The 18,142-nt window shown below is 72.0% G+C and carries 18 protein-coding genes; 2 read left to right on the plus strand and 16 right to left on the minus strand.

Annotated features, from left to right (window positions below):
- Nucleotides 1–3: 3 nt before the first annotated feature.
- On the minus strand, nucleotides 4–981 hold the full coding sequence (locus ACZ46W_RS24850; protein ID WP_468341440.1) for an aspartate carbamoyltransferase catalytic subunit: 978 nt from the start codon (nucleotides 979–981) through the stop codon (nucleotides 4–6).
- A 133-nt stretch (nucleotides 982–1,114) separates the two neighbouring features.
- Nucleotides 1,115–1,702 carry a bifunctional pyr operon transcriptional regulator/uracil phosphoribosyltransferase PyrR gene (gene pyrR, locus ACZ46W_RS24855; RefSeq protein ID WP_468341443.1) on the minus strand — a complete coding sequence of 196 codons (588 nt, stop codon included), beginning with the start codon at nucleotides 1,700–1,702 and terminating at the stop codon, nucleotides 1,115–1,117.
- A 196-nt stretch (nucleotides 1,703–1,898) separates the two neighbouring features.
- Between pyrR and bldD the strand changes: the two genes are divergently transcribed.
- The gene (gene bldD / locus ACZ46W_RS24860) at nucleotides 1,899–2,399 is read left to right on the plus strand and encodes a transcriptional regulator BldD (protein ID WP_064068023.1); all 501 of its coding nucleotides are present in this window, start codon (nucleotides 1,899–1,901) and stop codon (nucleotides 2,397–2,399) included.
- 242 nt (nucleotides 2,400–2,641) lie between these two features.
- On the opposite strand, the gene nusB is transcribed toward bldD, so the two are convergent.
- The 14 genes from nusB to ACZ46W_RS24930 form a co-directional block, all read right to left on the minus strand.
- Nucleotides 2,642–3,070: a transcription antitermination factor NusB gene (gene nusB / locus ACZ46W_RS24865; RefSeq protein WP_468341445.1), complete on the minus strand. Its 429-nt coding sequence runs from the start codon at nucleotides 3,068–3,070 to the stop codon at nucleotides 2,642–2,644.
- Nucleotides 3,071–3,072: 2 nt separating this feature from the next.
- On the minus strand, nucleotides 3,073–3,639 hold the full coding sequence (efp, locus tag ACZ46W_RS24870) for an elongation factor P (RefSeq protein ID WP_468341448.1): 567 nt from the start codon (nucleotides 3,637–3,639) through the stop codon (nucleotides 3,073–3,075).
- A 58-nt stretch (nucleotides 3,640–3,697) separates the two neighbouring features.
- Nucleotides 3,698–4,804 (minus strand): aminopeptidase P family protein, encoded by a 1,107-nt coding sequence (locus ACZ46W_RS24875; RefSeq protein ID WP_468341451.1) that lies wholly within the window; start codon nucleotides 4,802–4,804, stop codon nucleotides 3,698–3,700.
- Between the two features lie 84 nt (nucleotides 4,805–4,888).
- Nucleotides 4,889–5,704 carry a Pro-rich N-terminal domain-containing protein gene (locus ACZ46W_RS24880; RefSeq protein ID WP_468341454.1) on the minus strand — a complete coding sequence of 272 codons (816 nt, stop codon included), beginning with the start codon at nucleotides 5,702–5,704 and terminating at the stop codon, nucleotides 4,889–4,891.
- Nucleotides 5,705–5,825: 121 nt separating this feature from the next.
- Nucleotides 5,826–6,266, minus strand: a complete 441-nt coding sequence (gene aroQ / locus ACZ46W_RS24885) for a type II 3-dehydroquinate dehydratase (RefSeq protein WP_468341457.1) — start codon at nucleotides 6,264–6,266, stop codon at nucleotides 5,826–5,828.
- Entirely contained in the window at nucleotides 6,263–7,354 is a 1,092-nt protein-coding gene (aroB, locus tag ACZ46W_RS24890) for a 3-dehydroquinate synthase (RefSeq protein ID WP_468341460.1), read from the minus strand. The genes aroQ and aroB overlap by 4 nt, the downstream gene beginning before the upstream one ends.
- Nucleotides 7,351–7,866: a shikimate kinase gene (locus tag ACZ46W_RS24895; protein WP_468341463.1), complete on the minus strand. Its 516-nt coding sequence runs from the start codon at nucleotides 7,864–7,866 to the stop codon at nucleotides 7,351–7,353. The genes aroB and ACZ46W_RS24895 overlap by 4 nt, the downstream gene beginning before the upstream one ends.
- Nucleotides 7,863–9,047, minus strand: a complete 1,185-nt coding sequence (gene aroC, locus ACZ46W_RS24900; RefSeq protein ID WP_468341466.1) for a chorismate synthase — start codon at nucleotides 9,045–9,047, stop codon at nucleotides 7,863–7,865. Before aroC ends, ACZ46W_RS24895 begins: the two co-directional genes overlap by 4 nt.
- Before the next feature lie 208 nt (nucleotides 9,048–9,255).
- Complete coding sequence (locus ACZ46W_RS24905; RefSeq protein WP_468341468.1) at nucleotides 9,256–10,083, minus strand: shikimate dehydrogenase; 828 nt, start codon at nucleotides 10,081–10,083, stop codon at nucleotides 9,256–9,258.
- Nucleotides 10,080–11,741: an endolytic transglycosylase MltG gene (mltG, locus tag ACZ46W_RS24910; protein ID WP_468341471.1), complete on the minus strand. Its 1,662-nt coding sequence runs from the start codon at nucleotides 11,739–11,741 to the stop codon at nucleotides 10,080–10,082. The genes ACZ46W_RS24905 and mltG overlap by 4 nt, the downstream gene beginning before the upstream one ends.
- A gap of 101 nt (nucleotides 11,742–11,842) precedes the next feature.
- Nucleotides 11,843–12,307: a Holliday junction resolvase RuvX gene (ruvX, locus tag ACZ46W_RS24915; protein WP_468341474.1), complete on the minus strand. Its 465-nt coding sequence runs from the start codon at nucleotides 12,305–12,307 to the stop codon at nucleotides 11,843–11,845.
- Nucleotides 12,307–14,976: an alanine--tRNA ligase gene (alaS, locus tag ACZ46W_RS24920; protein WP_468341477.1), complete on the minus strand. Its 2,670-nt coding sequence runs from the start codon at nucleotides 14,974–14,976 to the stop codon at nucleotides 12,307–12,309. Before alaS ends, ruvX begins: the two co-directional genes overlap by 1 nt.
- Nucleotides 14,976–15,335, minus strand: coding sequence for a DUF6167 family protein (locus ACZ46W_RS24925; protein ID WP_468341480.1), 360 nt, complete (start codon nucleotides 15,333–15,335; stop codon nucleotides 14,976–14,978). The genes alaS and ACZ46W_RS24925 overlap by 1 nt, the downstream gene beginning before the upstream one ends.
- An 8-nt stretch (nucleotides 15,336–15,343) precedes the next feature.
- The gene (locus ACZ46W_RS24930) at nucleotides 15,344–15,775 is read right to left on the minus strand and encodes a DUF948 domain-containing protein (RefSeq protein WP_064068038.1); all 432 of its coding nucleotides are present in this window, start codon (nucleotides 15,773–15,775) and stop codon (nucleotides 15,344–15,346) included.
- A 172-nt stretch (nucleotides 15,776–15,947) separates the two neighbouring features.
- Between ACZ46W_RS24930 and ACZ46W_RS24935 the strand changes: the two genes are divergently transcribed.
- Nucleotides 15,948–18,089: an ATP-binding protein gene (locus tag ACZ46W_RS24935; RefSeq protein ID WP_468341484.1), complete on the plus strand. Its 2,142-nt coding sequence runs from the start codon at nucleotides 15,948–15,950 to the stop codon at nucleotides 18,087–18,089.
- Nucleotides 18,090–18,142 lie beyond the last annotated feature (53 nt).

The following is an 18,142-nucleotide window of genomic DNA, read 5'->3' on the forward strand; positions in this document are numbered from 1 at the left end:
GTCTTACTTCTCCTCGGTACGGGTGTTGGCGACGGCGGATTCGTTGCCGCCGAGCAGCAGGTACAGGACGGCCATGCGGATCGAGACGCCGTTGGCGACCTGCTCGACGACCGTGCAGCGGCCGGAGTCGGCGACCTCGGCGGTGATCTCCATGCCACGCACCATCGGGCCGGGGTGCATCACTATGGCGTGCTCGGGCATCTTCGCCATGCGGTCGCCGTCCAGGCCGTAGCGGCGGGAGTACTCGCGCTCGGTCGGGAAGAAGGCGGCGTTCATGCGCTCACGCTGGACGCGCAGCATCATCACGGCGTCGGACTTCGGCAGGGTGCTGTCGAGGTCGTACGACACCTCGCACGGCCAGGTCTCGACGCCGACGGGGACCAGGGTGGGCGGGGCGACGAGGGTGACCTGGGCGCCCAGGGTGTGCAGCAGGTCGACGTTGGAGCGGGCGACCCGGCTGTGCAGGACGTCACCGACGATGGTGATGCGCTTGCCCTCCAGGTCCTGGCCCAGGCCCGCGTCCCGGCCGACCAGGCGGCGGCGCATGGTGAAGGCGTCCAGCAGCGCCTGGGTGGGGTGCTGGTGGGTGCCGTCACCGGCGTTGATGACGGCGGCGTCGATCCAGCCGGAGGTGGCCAGGCGGTACGGGGCTCCCGAGGCGCCGTGCCGGATGACGACGGCGTCCACGCCCATCGCCTCCAGGGTCTGCGCGGTGTCCTTCAGCGACTCGCCCTTGGAGACCGAGGAGCCCTTGGCGCTGAAGTTGATGACGTCGGCGGAAAGGCGCTTCTCGGCGGCCTCGAAGGAGATGCGGGTACGGGTCGAGTCCTCGAAGAAGAGGTTGACGACGGTGCGGCCGCGCAGGGTGGGCAGCTTCTTGATCGGCCGGTCGGCGACCCGGGCCATCTCCTCGGCGGTGTCGAGGATGAGGACGGCGTCGTCGCGGGTGAGGTCGGCGGCCGAGATGAGGTGGCGCATCATCTTGGGGTATTTCTCCGGTTTTGTGGAGGTTCAGGGCCGAGGAGTGACCTGACGGGTGACCGGGTACGGACAGGCCCGTCGGGCATGCGGGCGCGCAGCGCGGCACGCCGTACGCAGGGGTCGTACGGGGGTGCTACTGCTCGCCGGCCGGAGCCGTGGAGGCGGTCTCCCGCAGCCCGAGCAGCACGGTGTCGCGACCGTCCTCCTCGGCGAGCTGGACCTTGACCGTCTCCCGCAGCGACGTGGGGAGGTTCTTGCCGACGTAGTCGGCGCGGATGGGCAGTTCGCGGTGGCCGCGGTCGACGAGGACCGCGAGCTGGACGGCGCGCGGGCGGCCGATGTCGCCGAGCGCGTCGAGGGCGGCGCGGATGGTACGGCCGGAGAAGAGCACGTCGTCGACCAGGACGACGAGGCGGCCGTCGATGCCGTCGCCGGGGATCTCGGTGCGGGCGAGCGCGCGGGCCGGCCGCATCCGCAGATCGTCGCGGTACATGGTGATGTCGAGGGAGCCGACCGGCACCGGGCGGCCGGTGATCTGCTCGAGCTTGTCGGCGAGGCGGCGGGCGAGGAAGACGCCACGCGTGGGGATGCCGAGGAGGACCACGTCGTCGGCGCCCTTGGCGCGCTCGACGATCTCGTGGGCGATGCGGGTCAGTACCCGCGCGATGTCGGGGCCCTCGAGAACGGGGCGTGCGGCATCGGACTGCTGAGTGGCGTCCATACGAAACGGACCTCCTTCTCCGCCTCACGGGACGGACCTTAAAGGACGTCGGAATTGCGCCATCCACCGTACCAGGGCCCGGCGCATGCTCCCGACCGGGGTCGCCAAAGAGAGTCGGTACGGACCATTCGGCTTGACGCAGCCAAGTAACGCTGCGTAACCTCACAGTGAGTTACCACTCTTTCCCGGGAGCTATATGTCCAGCGAATACGCAAAACAGCTCGGGGCCAAGCTCCGCGCCATCCGCACCCAGCAGGGCCTCTCTCTCCACGGGGTGGAGGAGAAGTCCCAGGGCCGCTGGAAGGCCGTGGTGGTCGGTTCGTACGAGCGCGGTGACCGTGCCGTGACCGTGCAGCGCCTGGCCGAGCTGGCTGACTTCTACGGCGTCCCGGTGCAGGAGCTGCTGCCGGGCACCACGCCGGGCGGGGCCGCCGAGCCGCCGCCGAAGCTCGTCCTGGACCTGGAGCGCCTGGCTCACGTCCCCGCGGAGAAGGCCGGCCCGTTGCAGCGCTACGCCGCGACGATCCAGTCGCAGCGCGGCGACTACAACGGCAAGGTGCTGTCGATCCGGCAGGACGACCTGCGCACCCTGGCGGTCATCTACGACCAGTCGCCCTCCGTGCTGACCGAGCAGCTCATCAGTTGGGGAGTGCTGGACGCGGACGCCCGCCGTGCGGTCGCGCACGAAGAGGCCTGAGCCAGGGGCCTACTACAGCAGAAACGTTGCCGCCGGGTGCGGGGGGAGCCTTGATGGGTGCCCCACCGCCCCGGCGGCTCTTTCGTCCCCGTGGAGAGCACTGCCTCGTCCTCGTGGGGACACGCTCGTCGTCCCCGTGGGGACACGCTCGTCGTCCCCGTGGGGACCCGCTCGTCGTCCCCGTGCGGATACGCCGAAGGGCCCGCCGCGCGAGGTGCGCTGCGGGCCCTTCGTACCGGCTCTCAGTCCCGGCGGAGCTTCGGCTTGAGGTCCTTGAACCGGGCCAGCAGGCCGTTGACGAACGACGGGGACTCGTCGGTGGAGAACTCCTTGGCGAGCTGAACCGCCTCGTCGATCACCACCGCGTCCGGGGTGCCGTCCACCCAGACCAGCTCGTACGCACCGAGGCGCAGGATGTTCCGGTCGACGACCGGCATCCGGTCGAGCGCCCAGCCCTCCGCGTAGGTGGCGATGAGCTCGTCGATCCGGTCGGCGTACTGCGCGTACCCCTCGACGAGCTCCATCGTGTACTCGCTGACCGGCGGCTGCCGGTCGTCGGACCGGGCGTGCCGGACCCAGTCCGCGAGGACCTCCTGCGCGGACGCACCGCGCTGGTCGGCCTCGAAGAGGATCTGGAAGGCGCGCTTACGGGCCTTGTTCCGGGCAGCCACGGTTAGCTGTTCACCCGGCCGAGGTAGCCGCTGTCACGAGTGTCGACCTTGATCTTCTCACCGGTGGTGATGAAGAGCGGGACCTGGATCTGGTGGCCGGTCTCCAGGATGGCCGGCTTGGTGCCGCCGGTGGAGCGGTCGCCCTGGACGCCCGGCTCGGTCTCCTGGATCGTCAGCTCGACGGCGGCCGGGAGCTCGACGTAGAGCACCTCGCCCTCGTGCGTGGCGACGGTGGCGGTGAAGCCCTCGACCAGGAAGTTGGCGGCGTCGCCGACGGCCGCCTTGGAGACGTGGAGCTGGTCGTAGGTCTGCATGTCCATGAACACGAAGTACTCGCCGTCCATGTACGAGAACTGCATGTCGCGGCGGTCGACGGTGGCCGTCTCGACCTTCACACCGGCGTTGAACGTCTTGTCGACGATCTTGCCGGAGAGCACGTTCTTGAGCTTGGTGCGCACGAAGGCCGGGCCCTTGCCGGGCTTGACGTGCTGGAACTCGACCACGGACCAGAGCTGGTCGTTGTCGAGCTTGAGCACCATGCCGTTCTTGAGGTCGTTCGTGGAAGCCACGGTTGCGGAATCTCCTGGACTGACGCTGGTGGACGACCGAGGCGTGGTGCGTCACGCGCTACAGCGCGAGCAGCTCCTTGGTCGTGATGGTGAGTAGCTCGGGTCCGCCGTCCGCCTCCTGGCGTACGACGAGCGTGTCATCGATCCGGACACCGCCCCGGCCCGGGAGGTGGACCCCCGGTTCGACGGTGACCGGCACACAAGCGTCCAGTTTACCCATGGCGCCGGGTGCCAACTGCGGGTCCTCCTCGATTTCGAGCCCCACACCGTGTCCGAGGAAGGGCTCCAGGCACTCGCCGTACCCCGCCGCGTCCAGGATCTGGCGGGCCGCGCGGTCCACGTCGCGGTACGCGGTGCCGGGGGCCAGGGACTCCCGGGCGGCCCGCTGAGCGGCGAAGACGAGGTCGTACAGCTCGATCTGCCAGTCGGCGGGCGAGGTGCCGATCACGAAGGTGCGGCCGATCTCGCAGCGGTAGCCGCGGTAGTTGGCGCCCAGGCAGACGGAGAGGAAATCACCCTCCTCGACACGGCGGTCGGAGGGCCGGTGACCGCCCCGGCCCGCGTTCGGGCCCGTGGCGACGGAGGTGGGGAACGCGGGGCCGTCGGCACCGTGGTCGACCAGGCGGCGTTCCAGCTCCAGGGCGAGGTGGCGCTCGGTGCGGCCGACCAGGATGGATTCGAGGAGCTCGCCCAGCGCCTGGTCGGTGATCTCCGCGGCGATCCTGAGGCAGGTGATCTCGTCCTCGTCCTTGACGATCCGCTCCTGCTCGATGGCCGTGCCCAGGTCCGCCAGGCGCACCCGCGGGGCGACCGAGGCCATGGCGCGGTGGCGCGTGACGGTGAGGTGGTGCTCCTCCACCGCGAGGGCGTCCGCCCCCGCCTTGCCGGCGATGCCGACCGCCGCGACCGCCGGGTCGCCGCCCGAGGACGGCAGGACGAGCTGGCGCAACTGCTCGTCGAGGCGGCCCTCCACCGGGTCCCCGGTGGGCGGCCGGGGGCAGAGCAGCACGTCGTCGCCGGCCCCCAGGAGCAGGACGGCGCCCGGGGGCGCGCCGCCCGCGAGATACCGGACGTTGGCGGGGCGGGAGACCAGGGCCGCCGCAGAGCCGGACGCCGCGCACCGGTCGCGCAGCCGCCCTCGGCGGTCCGCAAACACCTCTGACATGCCCCGAGCCTACGAGCGCGGCCGCGCCCCGGCAGGTCGGGCGGGTCCGACCGGACCATTCGGCGCCCCGGTGGCGGGTCGCGGTCAGTAGACCGGTGGGCTCGCTATGGCGCGGGCGAGGACGTCGTCCAGGACGCGGGCGGTGGTCTCGACGTCGTACTTGGAGTTGTCGATGATCGGCAGCCCGGAGCCGTACCAGCCGGCCATGCGGCCGTGGATGCCGGCGACCTCCTCGTCGGACAGGCGCCGGTTCCCGGTGCGCTCGGCGTTGCGCTCCAGGACGATCTCCAGGCCCGGGAGGAGGACGACGGGGAGCAGGCCCGGCCCGACATGGCGCTTCCAGCCGCCGAGGCCCACGACGGGGCGGTCGGGGAAGACGGCGTCGTCGAGGATGCAGGAGATTCCGTTGGCGAGGAAGTTGCGCGCGGCGAAGCCACAGGTGCGGCGGGCGAGCCGGTACTGGGCCTCGGACTGGTCGTTCCAGCCGGACTGGGGGTCGGCGAAGCCGGCGCAGACCCATTCGCGTACGTCGTCGAGGCTGATGTGCGCGGTGGGCACCCGGCGGTTGCTGGCCCAGTAGCGGGCGACGGTGGTCTTGCCCGCGCCGGCCGGGCCGATCAGGAGGACGGCGAGGGTGGCCGTACCGGTGCCGGAACCGGGAGCGGTGTGCGGGGCCTGGGCCGGCGCGGGGGCCGGGGCGGCGACCGGGGCGCCGGGCGGGAGGTGGATGTGGCCCGTGGTCTCGGGCGGGACCCAGCCCGGCGCGGGCGGGGCCGCGGGCGGGGGGCCCTGGGGCGGCGGCGGGCCCGGGTGGTGGGCGGCGGCCTGGTTCGTCCATCCGGTGGCTGCGTGCCCCGGCTGATGGGGCGGCGGCAGCGGAGCCCCCACTGCGTGCTGCATCCGGTGCCACTCCGTCTCGTCCGATCGGTGCTGGTCGGGCGGCCGTTGGGCGGCCCGTTACCGAACCGTACCCTCCCCGGCCGACTGTATGGGAACGGCCGGGGAGGGTACGCAGTGCCCGTCAGACGAGTTCGTCGGCGAGGGCGCGCAGGGCGAGCCGGTAGGAGCCGATGCCGAAGCCCGCGACGGTGCCGCTGGCGACGGCCGCCACGACGGAGGTGTGGCGGAACTCCTCGCGGGTGTACGGGTTGGAGATGTGCACCTCGATCAGGGGGGCGGTGCGCTGGGCGGCCGCGTCCCTCATCCCGTACGAGTAGTGCGTGAACGCGCCGGGGTTGAGGACCACGGGGATCGCGTGGTCGGCCGCCTCGTGGAGCCAGCGGATCATCTCGCCCTCGTCGTTCGTCTCCCGCACGTCGACGTCGAAGCCGAGCTCCTTGCCGAGCGTCGTGCAGGCGTCGACGAGACCGGCGTACGACGTGGAGCCGTACACGTCGGGCTCGCGGGAGCCGAGGCGGCCGAGGTTGGGGCCGTTGAGGACGAGGACCCGGCGGGCGGTCATGCGGAGACCTCCCCGTACGCGGCGACGAGGACGGCCGGGTCGGGGCCTTCGAGGACCGTCGGCTTGGCGAGGCCGTCCAGGACGATGAAGCGCAGCAGGTCGCCCCGGGACTTCTTGTCGACCTTCATGGTCTCCAGCAGTTTGGGCCACTGGTCGCCGCGGTAGGTGAGCGGCAGGCCGACGGAGCCCAGGATGGTGCGGTGCCGCTCGGCGGTGGCGTCGTCCAGGCGCCCGGCGAGGCGGCCCAGTTCGGCCGCGAAGACCATGCCGACGGAGACGGCCGCGCCGTGGCGCCACTTGTAGCGCTCGTTCTTCTCGATGGCGTGGGCGAGCGTGTGGCCGTAGTTGAGGATCTCGCGGAGGCCGGATTCCTTCAGGTCGGACGAGACGACGTCCGCCTTGACCCGGATGGAGCGCTCGATGAGCTCGGCCGTGTGCGGGCCGGAAGGCGTATGGGCGGCCTCGGGGTCGGACTCGATCAGGTCGAGGATCACCGGGTCGGCGATGAAGCCCGCCTTGATGATCTCGGCCAGGCCGCTGACGTAGTCGTGGACCGGGAGCGAGTCGAGCGCGGCGAGGTCGCACAGGACGCCGGCCGGCGGGTGGAAGGCGCCGACGAGGTTCTTGCCCTCGGCGGTGTTGATGCCGGTCTTGCCGCCGACCGCCGCGTCCACCATGGCGAGGACGGTGGTGGGGACGGCGATCCAGCGCACGCCGCGCAGCCAGGTGGCCGCGACGAAGCCGGCGAGGTCGGTGGTGGCTCCGCCGCCGACGCCGACGATCACGTCGGTGCGGGTGAAGCCGGACTGGCCGAGCGCCTTCCAGCAGTAGGCGGCGACCTCGGCGGTCTTGGCCTCCTCCGCGTTCGGCACCTGGATCGCGATGGCCTCGTAGCCCTGCTCGGCGAGGTCGGCGCGCAGCGCCTCGCCCGTCTCGGCCAGCGCCTCGGGGTGGATGACGGCGACGCGCTTGGCGTTGCCGACAAGGCCGGCGAGCTCGCCGAGCAACTGCCGGCCGACCAGCACCTCGTACGGGTCGGTGCCGGCCGTGCCGCCGACCTGGATACGGGTCACTGCTTGGTCAGTCACTTCTGAAGCTCCAGTGCGTCGAGGACCGCCTGGGCGACCTCTTCGGGGGTCTTGTCGTCGGTGGCCACCACCACGCGGGCGACTTCGGTGTACAGGTGCCGGCGTGCCTCCATCAGCTCGCGCCACTGGCGGCGCGGGTTGACGGCGAGCAGCGGGCGGGCGGTGTTCAGGCCGACGCGCCGGACCGCCTCCTCGACGTCCATCGAGAGGTACGCGACCGGGAGGCCGGCGAGCAGCTCGCGGGTGCCGGGGTCGAGGACGGCGCCGCCGCCGAGGGCGAGGACGCCCTGGTGTTCGGCGACGGCGGCCCGTACGGCCTCGCGCTCCAGGGCGCGGAAGTGCTCCTCGCCGTCCTCGACGAAGATGTCGGAGATCTCGCGCCCCTGGGCGGCCACGATGTCGGCGTCGGTGTCCCGGTAGGGCACGCCGAGCCGGTCGGCGAGCAGCGCGCCCACGGTGGACTTGCCGGAGCCCATCGGGCCGACCAGGACGATCAGCGGGCCGGCGCTCACTTGATGTGGAGGTTGTCGAGGTACGAGCGGACGTTGCGGCGGGTCTCGGCGACGCTGTCGCCGCCGAACTTCTCCGCGACCGCGTCGGCGAGGACGAGGGCGACCATGGCCTCGGCGACGATGCCGGCGGCCGGGACCGCGCACACGTCGGAGCGCTGGTGGTGCGCGGCGGCGGCCTCGCCGGTGACGACGTCGACGGTCTTGAGCGCCCGGGGCACGGTCGCGATGGGCTTCATCGCGGCGCGGACGCGCAGCAGCTCGCCGGTGGTCAGGCCGCCCTCGGTGCCGCCGGAGCGGCCCGAGGTGCGCTTGATGCCCTCGTCGGTGGCGACGATCTCGTCGTGCGCCTTGGAGCCGGGCACCCGCGCCAGGTCGAAGCCGTCGCCGACCTCGACGCCCTTGATGGCCTGGATGCCCATGAGGGCTGCGGCCAGCCGGGCGTCCAGGCGCCGGTCCCAGTGGACGTGCGAGCCGAGGCCGACGGGCACGCCGTAGGCGAGGACCTCGACGACGCCGCCGAGGGTGTCGCCGTCCTTGTGGGCCTGGTCGATCTCGGCGACCATCGCCTTCGACGCGTCGGCGTCCAGGCAGCGCACGGGGTCGGCGTCCAGCCGCTCGACGTCGGCGGGGGTCGGGTACACGCCGTACGGCGCCTTGGCGGCGGCCAGCTCGACGACGTGCGACACGATCTCGATGCCGGCCGTCTCCTTGAGGTAGGAGCGGGCGACGGCGCCGAGGGCGACGCGGGCGGCGGTCTCGCGGGCGCTGGCCCGCTCCAGGACCGGGCGGGCCTCGTCGAACCCGTACTTCTGCATGCCCGCCAGGTCGGCGTGGCCGGGGCGCGGGCGGGTCAGGGGGGCGTTACGGGCCAGTTCGGCGAGCTCGTCCGGGTCGACCGGGTCGGCCGCCATGACCTTCTCCCACTTGGGCCACTCGGTGTTGCCGACCATCACGGCGACGGGCGAGCCCATGGTCAGGCCGTGGCGTACGCCGCCGAGGAAGGTCACCTCGTCGCGCTCGAACTTCATCCGCGCGCCGCGCCCATAGCCGAGGCGCCGGCGGGCGAGGTGGTCCGCCACCATCTCCGTGGTGATCGGGACACCGGCGGGAAGACCCTCCAGCGTCGCCACCAGTGCGGGACCGTGGGACTCCCCAGCGGTCAGCCAGCGCAACCTGCTCAACGGTGCTCCTCATGCTCGCGCCTCGACAGCGACGGCGCGACCGGGTGCGCGGCCCTGGCCCGCCACCACTGATCCTCCCACGTCCGGGCCCCGCGCCGGTGCCCGGTCCACAAGACGGACGCCGGAGTGGTCACGTCCGGTACGCGCTCCGGAGCTTCCCGGCGGCGAACCGGGGCGCCGCCCGGGTGCGCGGGTGCCCGGCGGGTGCCTAGTGGGCGGCGAGGGCGCGTTCTCCGGCGGCCCTCATGGCGGCCAGCGGAGCGGGCGCCCGGCCGGTCATCTGTTCCACCTGGAGGACGGCCTGGTGGACGAGCAGGTCGAGCCCGCCCAGCACGGCGCCGCCGCGCGCCGACCAGGCGGCCGCCAGGGCGGTGGGCCACGGCTCGTACAGCACGTCGAAGAGGGTGCCGGGCCGGTCGGGCACCTCGGCGGCGAGCGCGTCGGTCGTCCCGGCGGGGGTCGTGGCGATGACCAGGGGCGCCCGCAGGCCCTCGGCCGCCCGGGTCCAGTCGGCGGTAAGGACCTCGATGCCCAGCCGCTCGCCCCAGCCGCGCATCTCGGCGGCGCGGGCCTCGCTGCGTACGTACGCGGTGACGGGCCCGGTGCAGATCCGGGACAGCGCGGCGAGGGCGGAGGACGCGGTGGCGCCGGCGCCGAGCACGGCGGCGCTCTCCACCTTGCCCACGCCCCGCTCCCGCAGCGCGGCGATCATGCCGGGGATGTCGGTGTTGTCGCCGATCCGGCGGCCGTCCTCGGTGAAGACGACCGTGTTGACGGCTTCGACGGAGGCTGCCGTGGCGGTGATCTCGTCGAGCAGTGGGATGACGGCCCGCTTGAGCGGCATGGTCAGCGACAGTCCGGCCCAGGACGCGTCCAGGCCGTCCAGGAACGCGGGGAGCCGGGCCTCGTCGACCTCGTGGCGGTCGTACGACCAGTCGGTGAGGCCGAGCTCCGCGTAGGCGGCCCGGTGCAGCACCGGGGAGAGGGAGTGGGCGATCGGCGACCCCAGGACGGCGGCGCGCTTCACTGTGCTCACTGGCCGGACTTCTCCCGTTCCTTTTCGTACTGCTCCACGTTCCGGTTGTGCTCCTCGTTGGTCACCGAGAACACCGTCTTGTCCTCGTTGATCGAAACGAAGTAATACCAGGGGCCCGGCGTCGGTTTCAGCGCGGAATTGATGGCGTCGACGCCGGGATTGCTGATCGGTCCGGGCGTCAGCCCCTTGATGTCATAGGTGTTGTACGGGTCGTCGATCTTGCGCAGATCGGCCACCGCACCGACGTCGAGGGTGCTTTCTTCCTTGATGTAGTTGATCGTGGAGTCGAATTCGAGCCGGCCGACCGTCTCGACGTTGTTGGGCTTGAGACGGTTGTAGACGACGCGGGCGACCTTGTCGAAGTCGTGCTTGTACTTGCCCTCGACCTGCACCAGGCTCGCGACGGTCAGCAGCTCCCACGGACCGTCAAGACCCAGGGACTTGGCCTTGTTCTCGATGTCGAGCTTTCCGTACTCGGCGTTCGCCCGGGCGACCATCTTCCGCAGGACGTCCTCCGGCTTGGCGCCCTTCGCCACCGGGTAGCTGGCCGGGAAGAGGAATCCTTCCAGCGGGTCCTTGACGTCGGGGTGGCCGGTCGCCCATTCCGGCAGGCCGAGGTTTTTCGCCTTCGCCTTGGCGACCGACTTCGTCGTCCCGGGCTTGAGTTCGAGCTTTTTGTCGATCTCCGCGTAGATGAAGGCGCTCCGCTTGCCCTCGGGAATGGTGAGGGCGTTCCGGTTCTCCGGGTTGAGCATGGCCTCGACCGCGCTGGCGGCGGACATGCCCTTCTTGAGCGTGTAGACACCGTCCTGGATGCTCTTGCCGCGGGGGTTCTTCTCCTGGGCGGAGACGAAGGCGCCCTGGCTCTTGACCACACCGTGCTCGACGAGGAGGGCGGCGATCTCGTAACCGCCGGCGCCCTTGGGGATCTCGACCTGGACGGTCTCGTTCGTGCCGTCACCGGTGTAGTCGGGGGCCGGGCCGAACTGGCCCTGCCAGAACTGGTAACCGAAGTAGCCGACGCCGCCGGCGCCGCCCGCCATGACCAGGGCGACGACCAGGCAGGCGAGGCCGTTGCGGCTCTTGCGCTTCTTCTGCTGCTTGCCGCCCCGGCGGCCCTGGCCACCGCCGCGCCGGGACGTGGCCGGCTCGTCGTCGGGGCCGTCGAACCCGTCGTCGTCCGGGCCGCCGTCCGCCGCGCCGTCCGAGAAGAACGGGTGGCTCTCCTCCTCCGGCTCCTGGCGCACCGGCTCCCGGCGGGGCTCCGGTTCGGCCCGCCGCTGGCCCGGGGGCTGCGGCGGCGGGTACGCCTCGGGCGTGCCGTACAGGTCGGGGGCCTGGGGGCCGTACGGGTCGGCCGGGGCGGCTGCCCCGTACGGCATGGCCGTCTGCTGGCCGGTGTCCCAGGCGCCGGTGTCGTACGGCTGCTGGCCGGCGTAGGCCTGGCCCGCGTAGGTCTGCTGGGCCTGGTACTCCTGCGCGGCGTGGTACTGCTGGTCGCCGTAACCCTGCTGCGGCTGCTGCTGGTACGGGTCGTGCTCGTTCCCGTACTGCGCCTGTTGGTAGTAGGCCTGCTGACCTTCCCACCCCTGGTTCCCGTGAGCCGGGTCCTCGGGGTGCCACGGTTCGGAGCCGGGGCTCCGGCCATACTCAGTCATCGATCCCCAAACAGCCGCGAGGCGTCCGGACGATCCGCCTCTACGTAGCGCGGCAGTTGTTCGAACACCGCCGCGTAGCGCGGAACGTTACCGTATCGCGATCAGATGACCACTTCGACGCTCTCTCCGGGCGGATTACCCGATACCCGTTCGGACTCAAGAGCGTTCTGAAGGATGATCACAGCGGCTGCCTGATCGATGACAGACCGGCCCTTTTTGGACTTGACGCCCGACGCGCGCAGCCCCTGAGTGGCTGTCACTGTGGTCATCCTCTCGTCCACGAGCCGTACGGGGACGGGGGCGACGCCCCGGGCCAGCTCCTGCGCGAAGGCGCGGACCTTGGCCGCGGCCGGGCCCTCGCCCCCGCTGAGGGAGCGAGGGAGACCGACCACGATCTCGATGGGTTCGTACTCCTCGGTGATCTGCTTCAACCGCCGGTGGGCGGCCGGGACATCACGTCCCGGCACGGTCTCCACCGGCGTGGCCAGGACCCCGTCGGGGTCGCACGAGGCGACCCCGATCCGGGCGTCCCCGACGTCGATCGCGAGCCGGCGGCCGCGTCTCATCAGACGGTGTCCGCGACGAGCCGCTCGACGGCGTCGATGGCGTCGCCGATGGCCTCCGGGTTCTGGCCGCCGCCCTGGGCGACGTCCGGCTTGCCGCCACCGCCGCCACCGAGGGTCTTGGCGGCCGTGCGGACCAGCTCGCCGGCCTTGAGGCCACGCTCGCGGGCGGCCTCATTGGTGGCGATTACGGTCAGCGGGCGGCCGTTGGCCGTGGTGAACAGGGCGACGACGGCCGGGCGGTCGCCCGGGATGCGGCCGCGCACGTCGAGCACCAGCTTGCGCAGGTCGTCGGCGGAGGTGCCGTCGGGGACCTGGCCGGTCACCAGGGCCACGCCGCGGACGTCCTGGGCGGACTGGGCGAGACCGGCGGCGGCCTGGAGCACCTTCTCGGCGCGGAACTTCTCGATCTCCTTCTCGGCGTCCTTCAGCTTGCCGAGCATGGCGGAGATCTTGTCGGGAAGCTCCTCGGGGCGGCCCTTGACCAGCTCCTGGAGCTGGGCGACGACCGTGTGCTCCTTGGCGAGGAAGTTGTACGCGTCGACACCGACGAGGGCCTCGATACGCCGCACACCGGAGCCGATCGACGACTCGCCGAGCAGCTTCACCAGACCGAGCTGGGCGGTGTTGTGGACGTGCGTACCGCCGCACAGCTCCTTGGAGAAGTCGCCGATGGTGACGACACGCACCCGCTCGCCGTACTTCTCGCCGAACTCGGCGATGGCGCCCTGCCGCTTGGCCTCGTCGATCGGCATGACCTCGGCGTGCACGTCCAGCTCGCGGGCGAGCACCTCGTTGATCTTCTGCTCGACGTCGGTCATGACCGTCTGCGGCACGGCGGACGGCGAGCCGAAGTCGAACCGGAAACGACCCGGCTGGTTCTCCGAACCGGCCTGGGCGGCCGTCGGGCCGAGGGCGTCACGCAGCGCCTGGTGGGTGAGGTGGGTGGCGCTGTGGGCGCGGGCGATGGCACGGCGGCGCTTGACGTCGATCGTGGCGTACGCCGTCGACCCGACGGTCACCTCGCCGACCTGCACCGATCCCTTGTGGACGGAGACGCCCGGAACCGGCTGCTGGACGTCGCGCACCTCGATGACGGCGCCGCTGTGCAGCTTGATGCGGCCGGTGTCGGCGATCTGGCCGCCGCCCTCGGCGTAGAACGGCGTGCGGTCGAGGACGACCTCGACCTCGTCGCCCTCGGTGGCGGCGGGCGAGGAGACGCCGTTGACGAGCAGGCCGACGACGGTCGTCTCGCCCTCGGTGTTGGTGTAGCCCACGAACTCCGTGGCACCGGAGGTGTCGGCGATCTCGCGGTACGCGGAGACGTCGGCGTGGCCGGTCTTCTTGGCCCTGGCGTCGGCCTTGGCGCGGTCCCGCTGCTCCTGCATCAGGCGGCGGAAGCCGGCCTCGTCCACGGACAGGCCCTGCTCGGCGGCCATCTCCAGGGTGAGGTCGATCGGGAAGCCCCAGGTGTCGTGGAGCAGGAACGCCTTGTCGCCGGAGAGGACCGTGCCGCCGGCGGCCTTGGTCTCGGTCACGGCGGTGTCGAGGATGTTCGTGCCGCCCTTGAGGGCCTTGAGGAACGCGGCCTCCTCGGCGAGCGCGACGGTCTCGATGCGCTTGCGGTCGGTCTCCAGCTCCGGGTACTGCTCGCCCATCGTCCTGATGACCGTGTCGACGAGCTCGCCGACGACCGGGCCGGAGGCGCCCAGCAGGCGCATGTTGCGGACGGCGCGGCGCATGATGCGGCGCAGCACGTAGCCGCGGCCCTCGTTGCCGGGGGTGACGCCGTCGCCGATGAGCATCACGGACGTACGCATGTGGTCGGCGACCACGCGCAGCGAGACGTCGCTCTCGTGGGCCTGGCCGTAGCGCACACCGGTCAGCTCGGTGGCCTTGTCGATGACGACCTTCAGGGTGTCGGTCTCGTACATGTTCTGTACGCCCTGGAGGATCATCGCCAGGCGCTCAAGACCGAGGCCCGTGTCGATGTTCTTGCTCGGCAGGTCACCGAGGATCTCGAAGTCCTCCTTGGAGGTGCCCTCGCCGCGCTCGTACTGCATGAAGACGAGGTTCCAGATCTCCACGTACCGCTCGTCGTTGACGGCCGGGCCGCCCTCGACGCCGAACTCGGGGCCGCGGTCGTAGTTGATCTCGGAGCAGGGGCCGCAGGGGCCGGGGACGCCCATGGACCAGAAGTTGTCCTTCTTGCCCAGGCGCTGGATGCGCTCGGACGGGACGCCCACGACGTCGCGCCAGATCTGCTCGGCCTCGTCGTCGTCCTGGTAGACGGTGATCCAGAGCTTCTCCGGCTCCAGGCCGTAGCCGCCGTGCTCGACCGGGGTGGTCAGCAGCTCCCAGGCGAGCTTGATGGCACCTTCCTTGAAGTAGTCCCCGAAGGAGAAGTTGCCGCACATCTGGAAGAACGTGCCGTGCCGGGTGGTCTTGCCGACCTCCTCGATGTCCGGCGTGCGCACGCACTTCTGGACGCTGGAGGCACGCTTGTACGGCGGCTTCTCCTCGCCCAGGAAGAACGGCTTGAACGGCACCATGCCGGCGTTGACCAGGAGCAGAGTCGGGTCGTCCGCGATGAGCGACGCCGAAGGGACGACGGTGTGCCCGCGCTCCTCGAAGAAGCTCAGCCAGCGGCGGCGGATTTCAGCCGACTCCATCAGTGGTCCTCATTCCGGTTGTACGAGTGGTTGTTGGGGTACGGGGGGCGGGCGTCACGGCGGGAGCCGTCGCTCCGGGCGCCGCCCAGGGCGGCCGCGCGGCGCGGCGCCGGGAGCGCGGGGTCCTCGACGGGTGCGTTCAGCCCGAGCGCCTCGCCCAGTTCGGACTCGCGCTGGAGCATGCCGGCGCGGACGTCGAGCGCGAAGTCCTTGAGCCGGTGGCCGGTCTCGATCGCCTTGTCGGCGGCCTGGGCTGCGAGGCTCTCGGGGGTCAACTGCTTCAGCTTGCGGTTGACCTTGGTGGTGGCCCACACGCCGGCCGCGGCGCCCGCGGTGAACCAGAAAGCACGGCGGAACATCCCTTGCGTCAGCCCTTCCGCTTCCGGCCCCTGGCGCCCGGCACCGTACGGCCGACGATCACCGTACGCCGGGGCTGCTCGGCCGGCCTGTCGTTCTTGTTCCGGCTCATCGCCCGGCGCACGCCGTAGCCGAACGCCGCGACCTTGACGAGCGGTCCGCCGAAGGTGGAGGCGACCGTCGTGGAGAGCGCGGAGGCGTTGGAGGTGACTTCCTGGACGTCCGACGCGATGGCGTCGACCCGGTCGAGCTGCGTCTGCGCGGACCGGACGGTCGCCGAGGCGTCGGCCAGCAGCGGGACCGCCTGCTCGGTCACCTCGGCCACGAGCCGGGTGGTCGCCCTGAGCGTCTGGGCCAGCCTCACCAGCACCACTGCCAGGAAGGAGACCAGGATCGCCCAGAAGACGGCGACCAGGATCCCGGCAACCTCTCCACCGGTCACTGCGCGCACCGCTCTCTGCATCGTCGGACGTCGGACGTCGATCGTCTTGAAAGTCGTCCTCCGAGCCTATCGCGCCGACGCTCGCTCCCCGTACCGCATTACGGGCGGAGAGAGACGGAGTTGTGCGGTCCGATTGTACGGAGTGCACCGGCGTCGGTACGCTCCGTGTTCCATGCGACGGAGCAACCTCCCGGCGGAGCTGAACCGGTTCGTCGGACGTGACGGCGAACTGGACCAACTGGAGCGGCTGCTGAGGGAGTTCCGGCTCGTCACGGTGGTCGGGGTGGGCGGGGTGGGGAAGTCCCGGCTCGTGGCGCGGGCGGCGGCCGCCGTCGCCGCCGCTACGGAGAAACGCTACTGCGACGGGGTCCGGCTGGCGGAGCTGGCGCCGCTGCGCGACGCGGAGCTGCTGGAGCACGCGCTGCTGGACGCGCTCGGGCTCACCGACCACACACGCCGTCCGCCGCGCGAGGTGCTGGTCGAGCACCTCGCCGACCGGCGGCTGCTGCTGGTCCTGGACGGCTTCGAACACCTCGTGGACGACTGCGCCGGGCTCGTGCGGGAGCTGCTGCGCCGCTCCGCCGGGCTGACCGTACTGGCCGCCGCCCGCCGGCCACTGCGGCTGGACGGGGAGGCCGTCATGCCGCTCGCCCCGCTGCCGTCCGACGACGCCGTTCGGCTGTTCCTGGACCGGGCGGCGGCCGCGGTGCCGGGGCGTCCCGTCGGGGACACGGGCGCCGTGCGGGAACTGTGCCGGCGCCTCGACGGGATTCCACTGGCCCTGGAGCTGGCGGCGGGGCGGCTGCCCGTGCTCACCGTGGGACGGATGCTGGACCGGCTCGACGACCGGTTCCGGCTGCTGACCGGCGGCACCCGCGGGGCGCTGCCCCGGCACCAGACGCTGCGGACGGCCATCGGCTGGAGCCACGAGCTGTGCACGCCCGAGGAGCGGCTGCTGTGGGCACGGCTGTCGGTCTTCGCGGGCCCGTTCGACCTGGAGGCGGTCGAGTACGTGTGCGGCGGCCCCGAGCCGGCGGCCGAGCGGGTACTGGACGTGCTCGCCGAGCTGGTCGCCCAGTCGGTGGTGGTCCGCGAGGACACGGCGGCGGGTGTGCGGTTCCGGCTGCTGGACACGGTCCGGGCGTACGGGGCGGAGTGGCTGGCCGCGCTGGGCGACGAGGAGCGGATGCGGCGGCGCCACCGCGACTGGTACATGGGCCTGGCCACCTGGTGCGAGCTGGAGTGGTTCAGCCCGCGCCAGGCGGAGGTGGCGGCCTGCGCCGACAGCGCGCTGCCCAACCTGCGGGCGGCGCTCGAACTGTGCCTGGAGGTGCCGGAGGACGCCCACTTGGCGCAGCACCTCGCCGCGACGCTCTGGTTCTCGTGGGTGGGGTGCGGGCGGCTGGCGGAGGGGCGGCACTGGCTGGACCGGGCGGTGGCGCTGGAGCCCGGCCGGGAGCCGGGGCATGAGTCCCGTTACGACGAGGTGCGGCTGCGGGCGCTGTGGGTGCTGGGGTACGTGGCGATCCTCCAGGGCGACGACACGGCGGCGGTGGCGGCGCTGCACGAGTGCGGGGAGGGCGCGGCGCGTACGGGCAACGCCCTGGCGGCCGCGTACACGACCCACCGGATGGGCTGCCTGGCGCTGTTGTCGGACGACATGCCGCGCGCCGAGGAGCTGCTGTCGCGGGCGCTGGCCGCGTACCGCGAGGTGGGCGAGCTGAACAGCCAGGTGCTGATGGGCCAGGTGGAGCTGGCCATGGCGAAGGTCTTCCTGGGCGATCTCGAGGCGGCGGTCTCCCTGTGCCGGGAGGTCCGGGAGATCTGTGAGGAGCGGGGCGAGCGGTGGACGCGGGCGTACGCGCTGTACGTCCTGGCGTACTCGGCCTGGGCGCGGGGCGCGCACGGGGAGGCGCGGGAGCTGCTGGTCGAGTGCATCACCATCGACCACGCGTTCAACGACCTGGTCGGCCTGGTGCTGGCCATCGAGCTGCTGGCGCTGGTGACGGCCGCCGAGGGCGACCCGGCGGAGGCGGCGGTGCTCCAGGGCGCGGCCGCGCCGATGTGGGAGGCGGTCGGCCTGCCGCTCTTCGGCTCCGGCTACTTCAGCGCGCCGCGCACCTTGTGCGAGCGGCGGGCGGGCGAGGAGCTGGGCGCTGAGCGCTTGCGGGCGTACGTGGCGGAGGGGGCGGCCCTGTGCAAGGAGGCGGCGGTGGCGCGGGCGCTGTCGGGTCCGTCGGGCGGGGGCCCAGGGCGGGTGCCGCCGCCGCGAGGGGCCTCGGCGGGCGCGCGCGGGAGGTCCGCGTCTCCCTGACGGCGCGCCGTGCGGCCCTGCGGCCACTGCCGGTGCGCCCGGGGTCGGGGCGG

This window comes from Streptomyces sp. NPDC031064 (assembly GCF_055570965.1).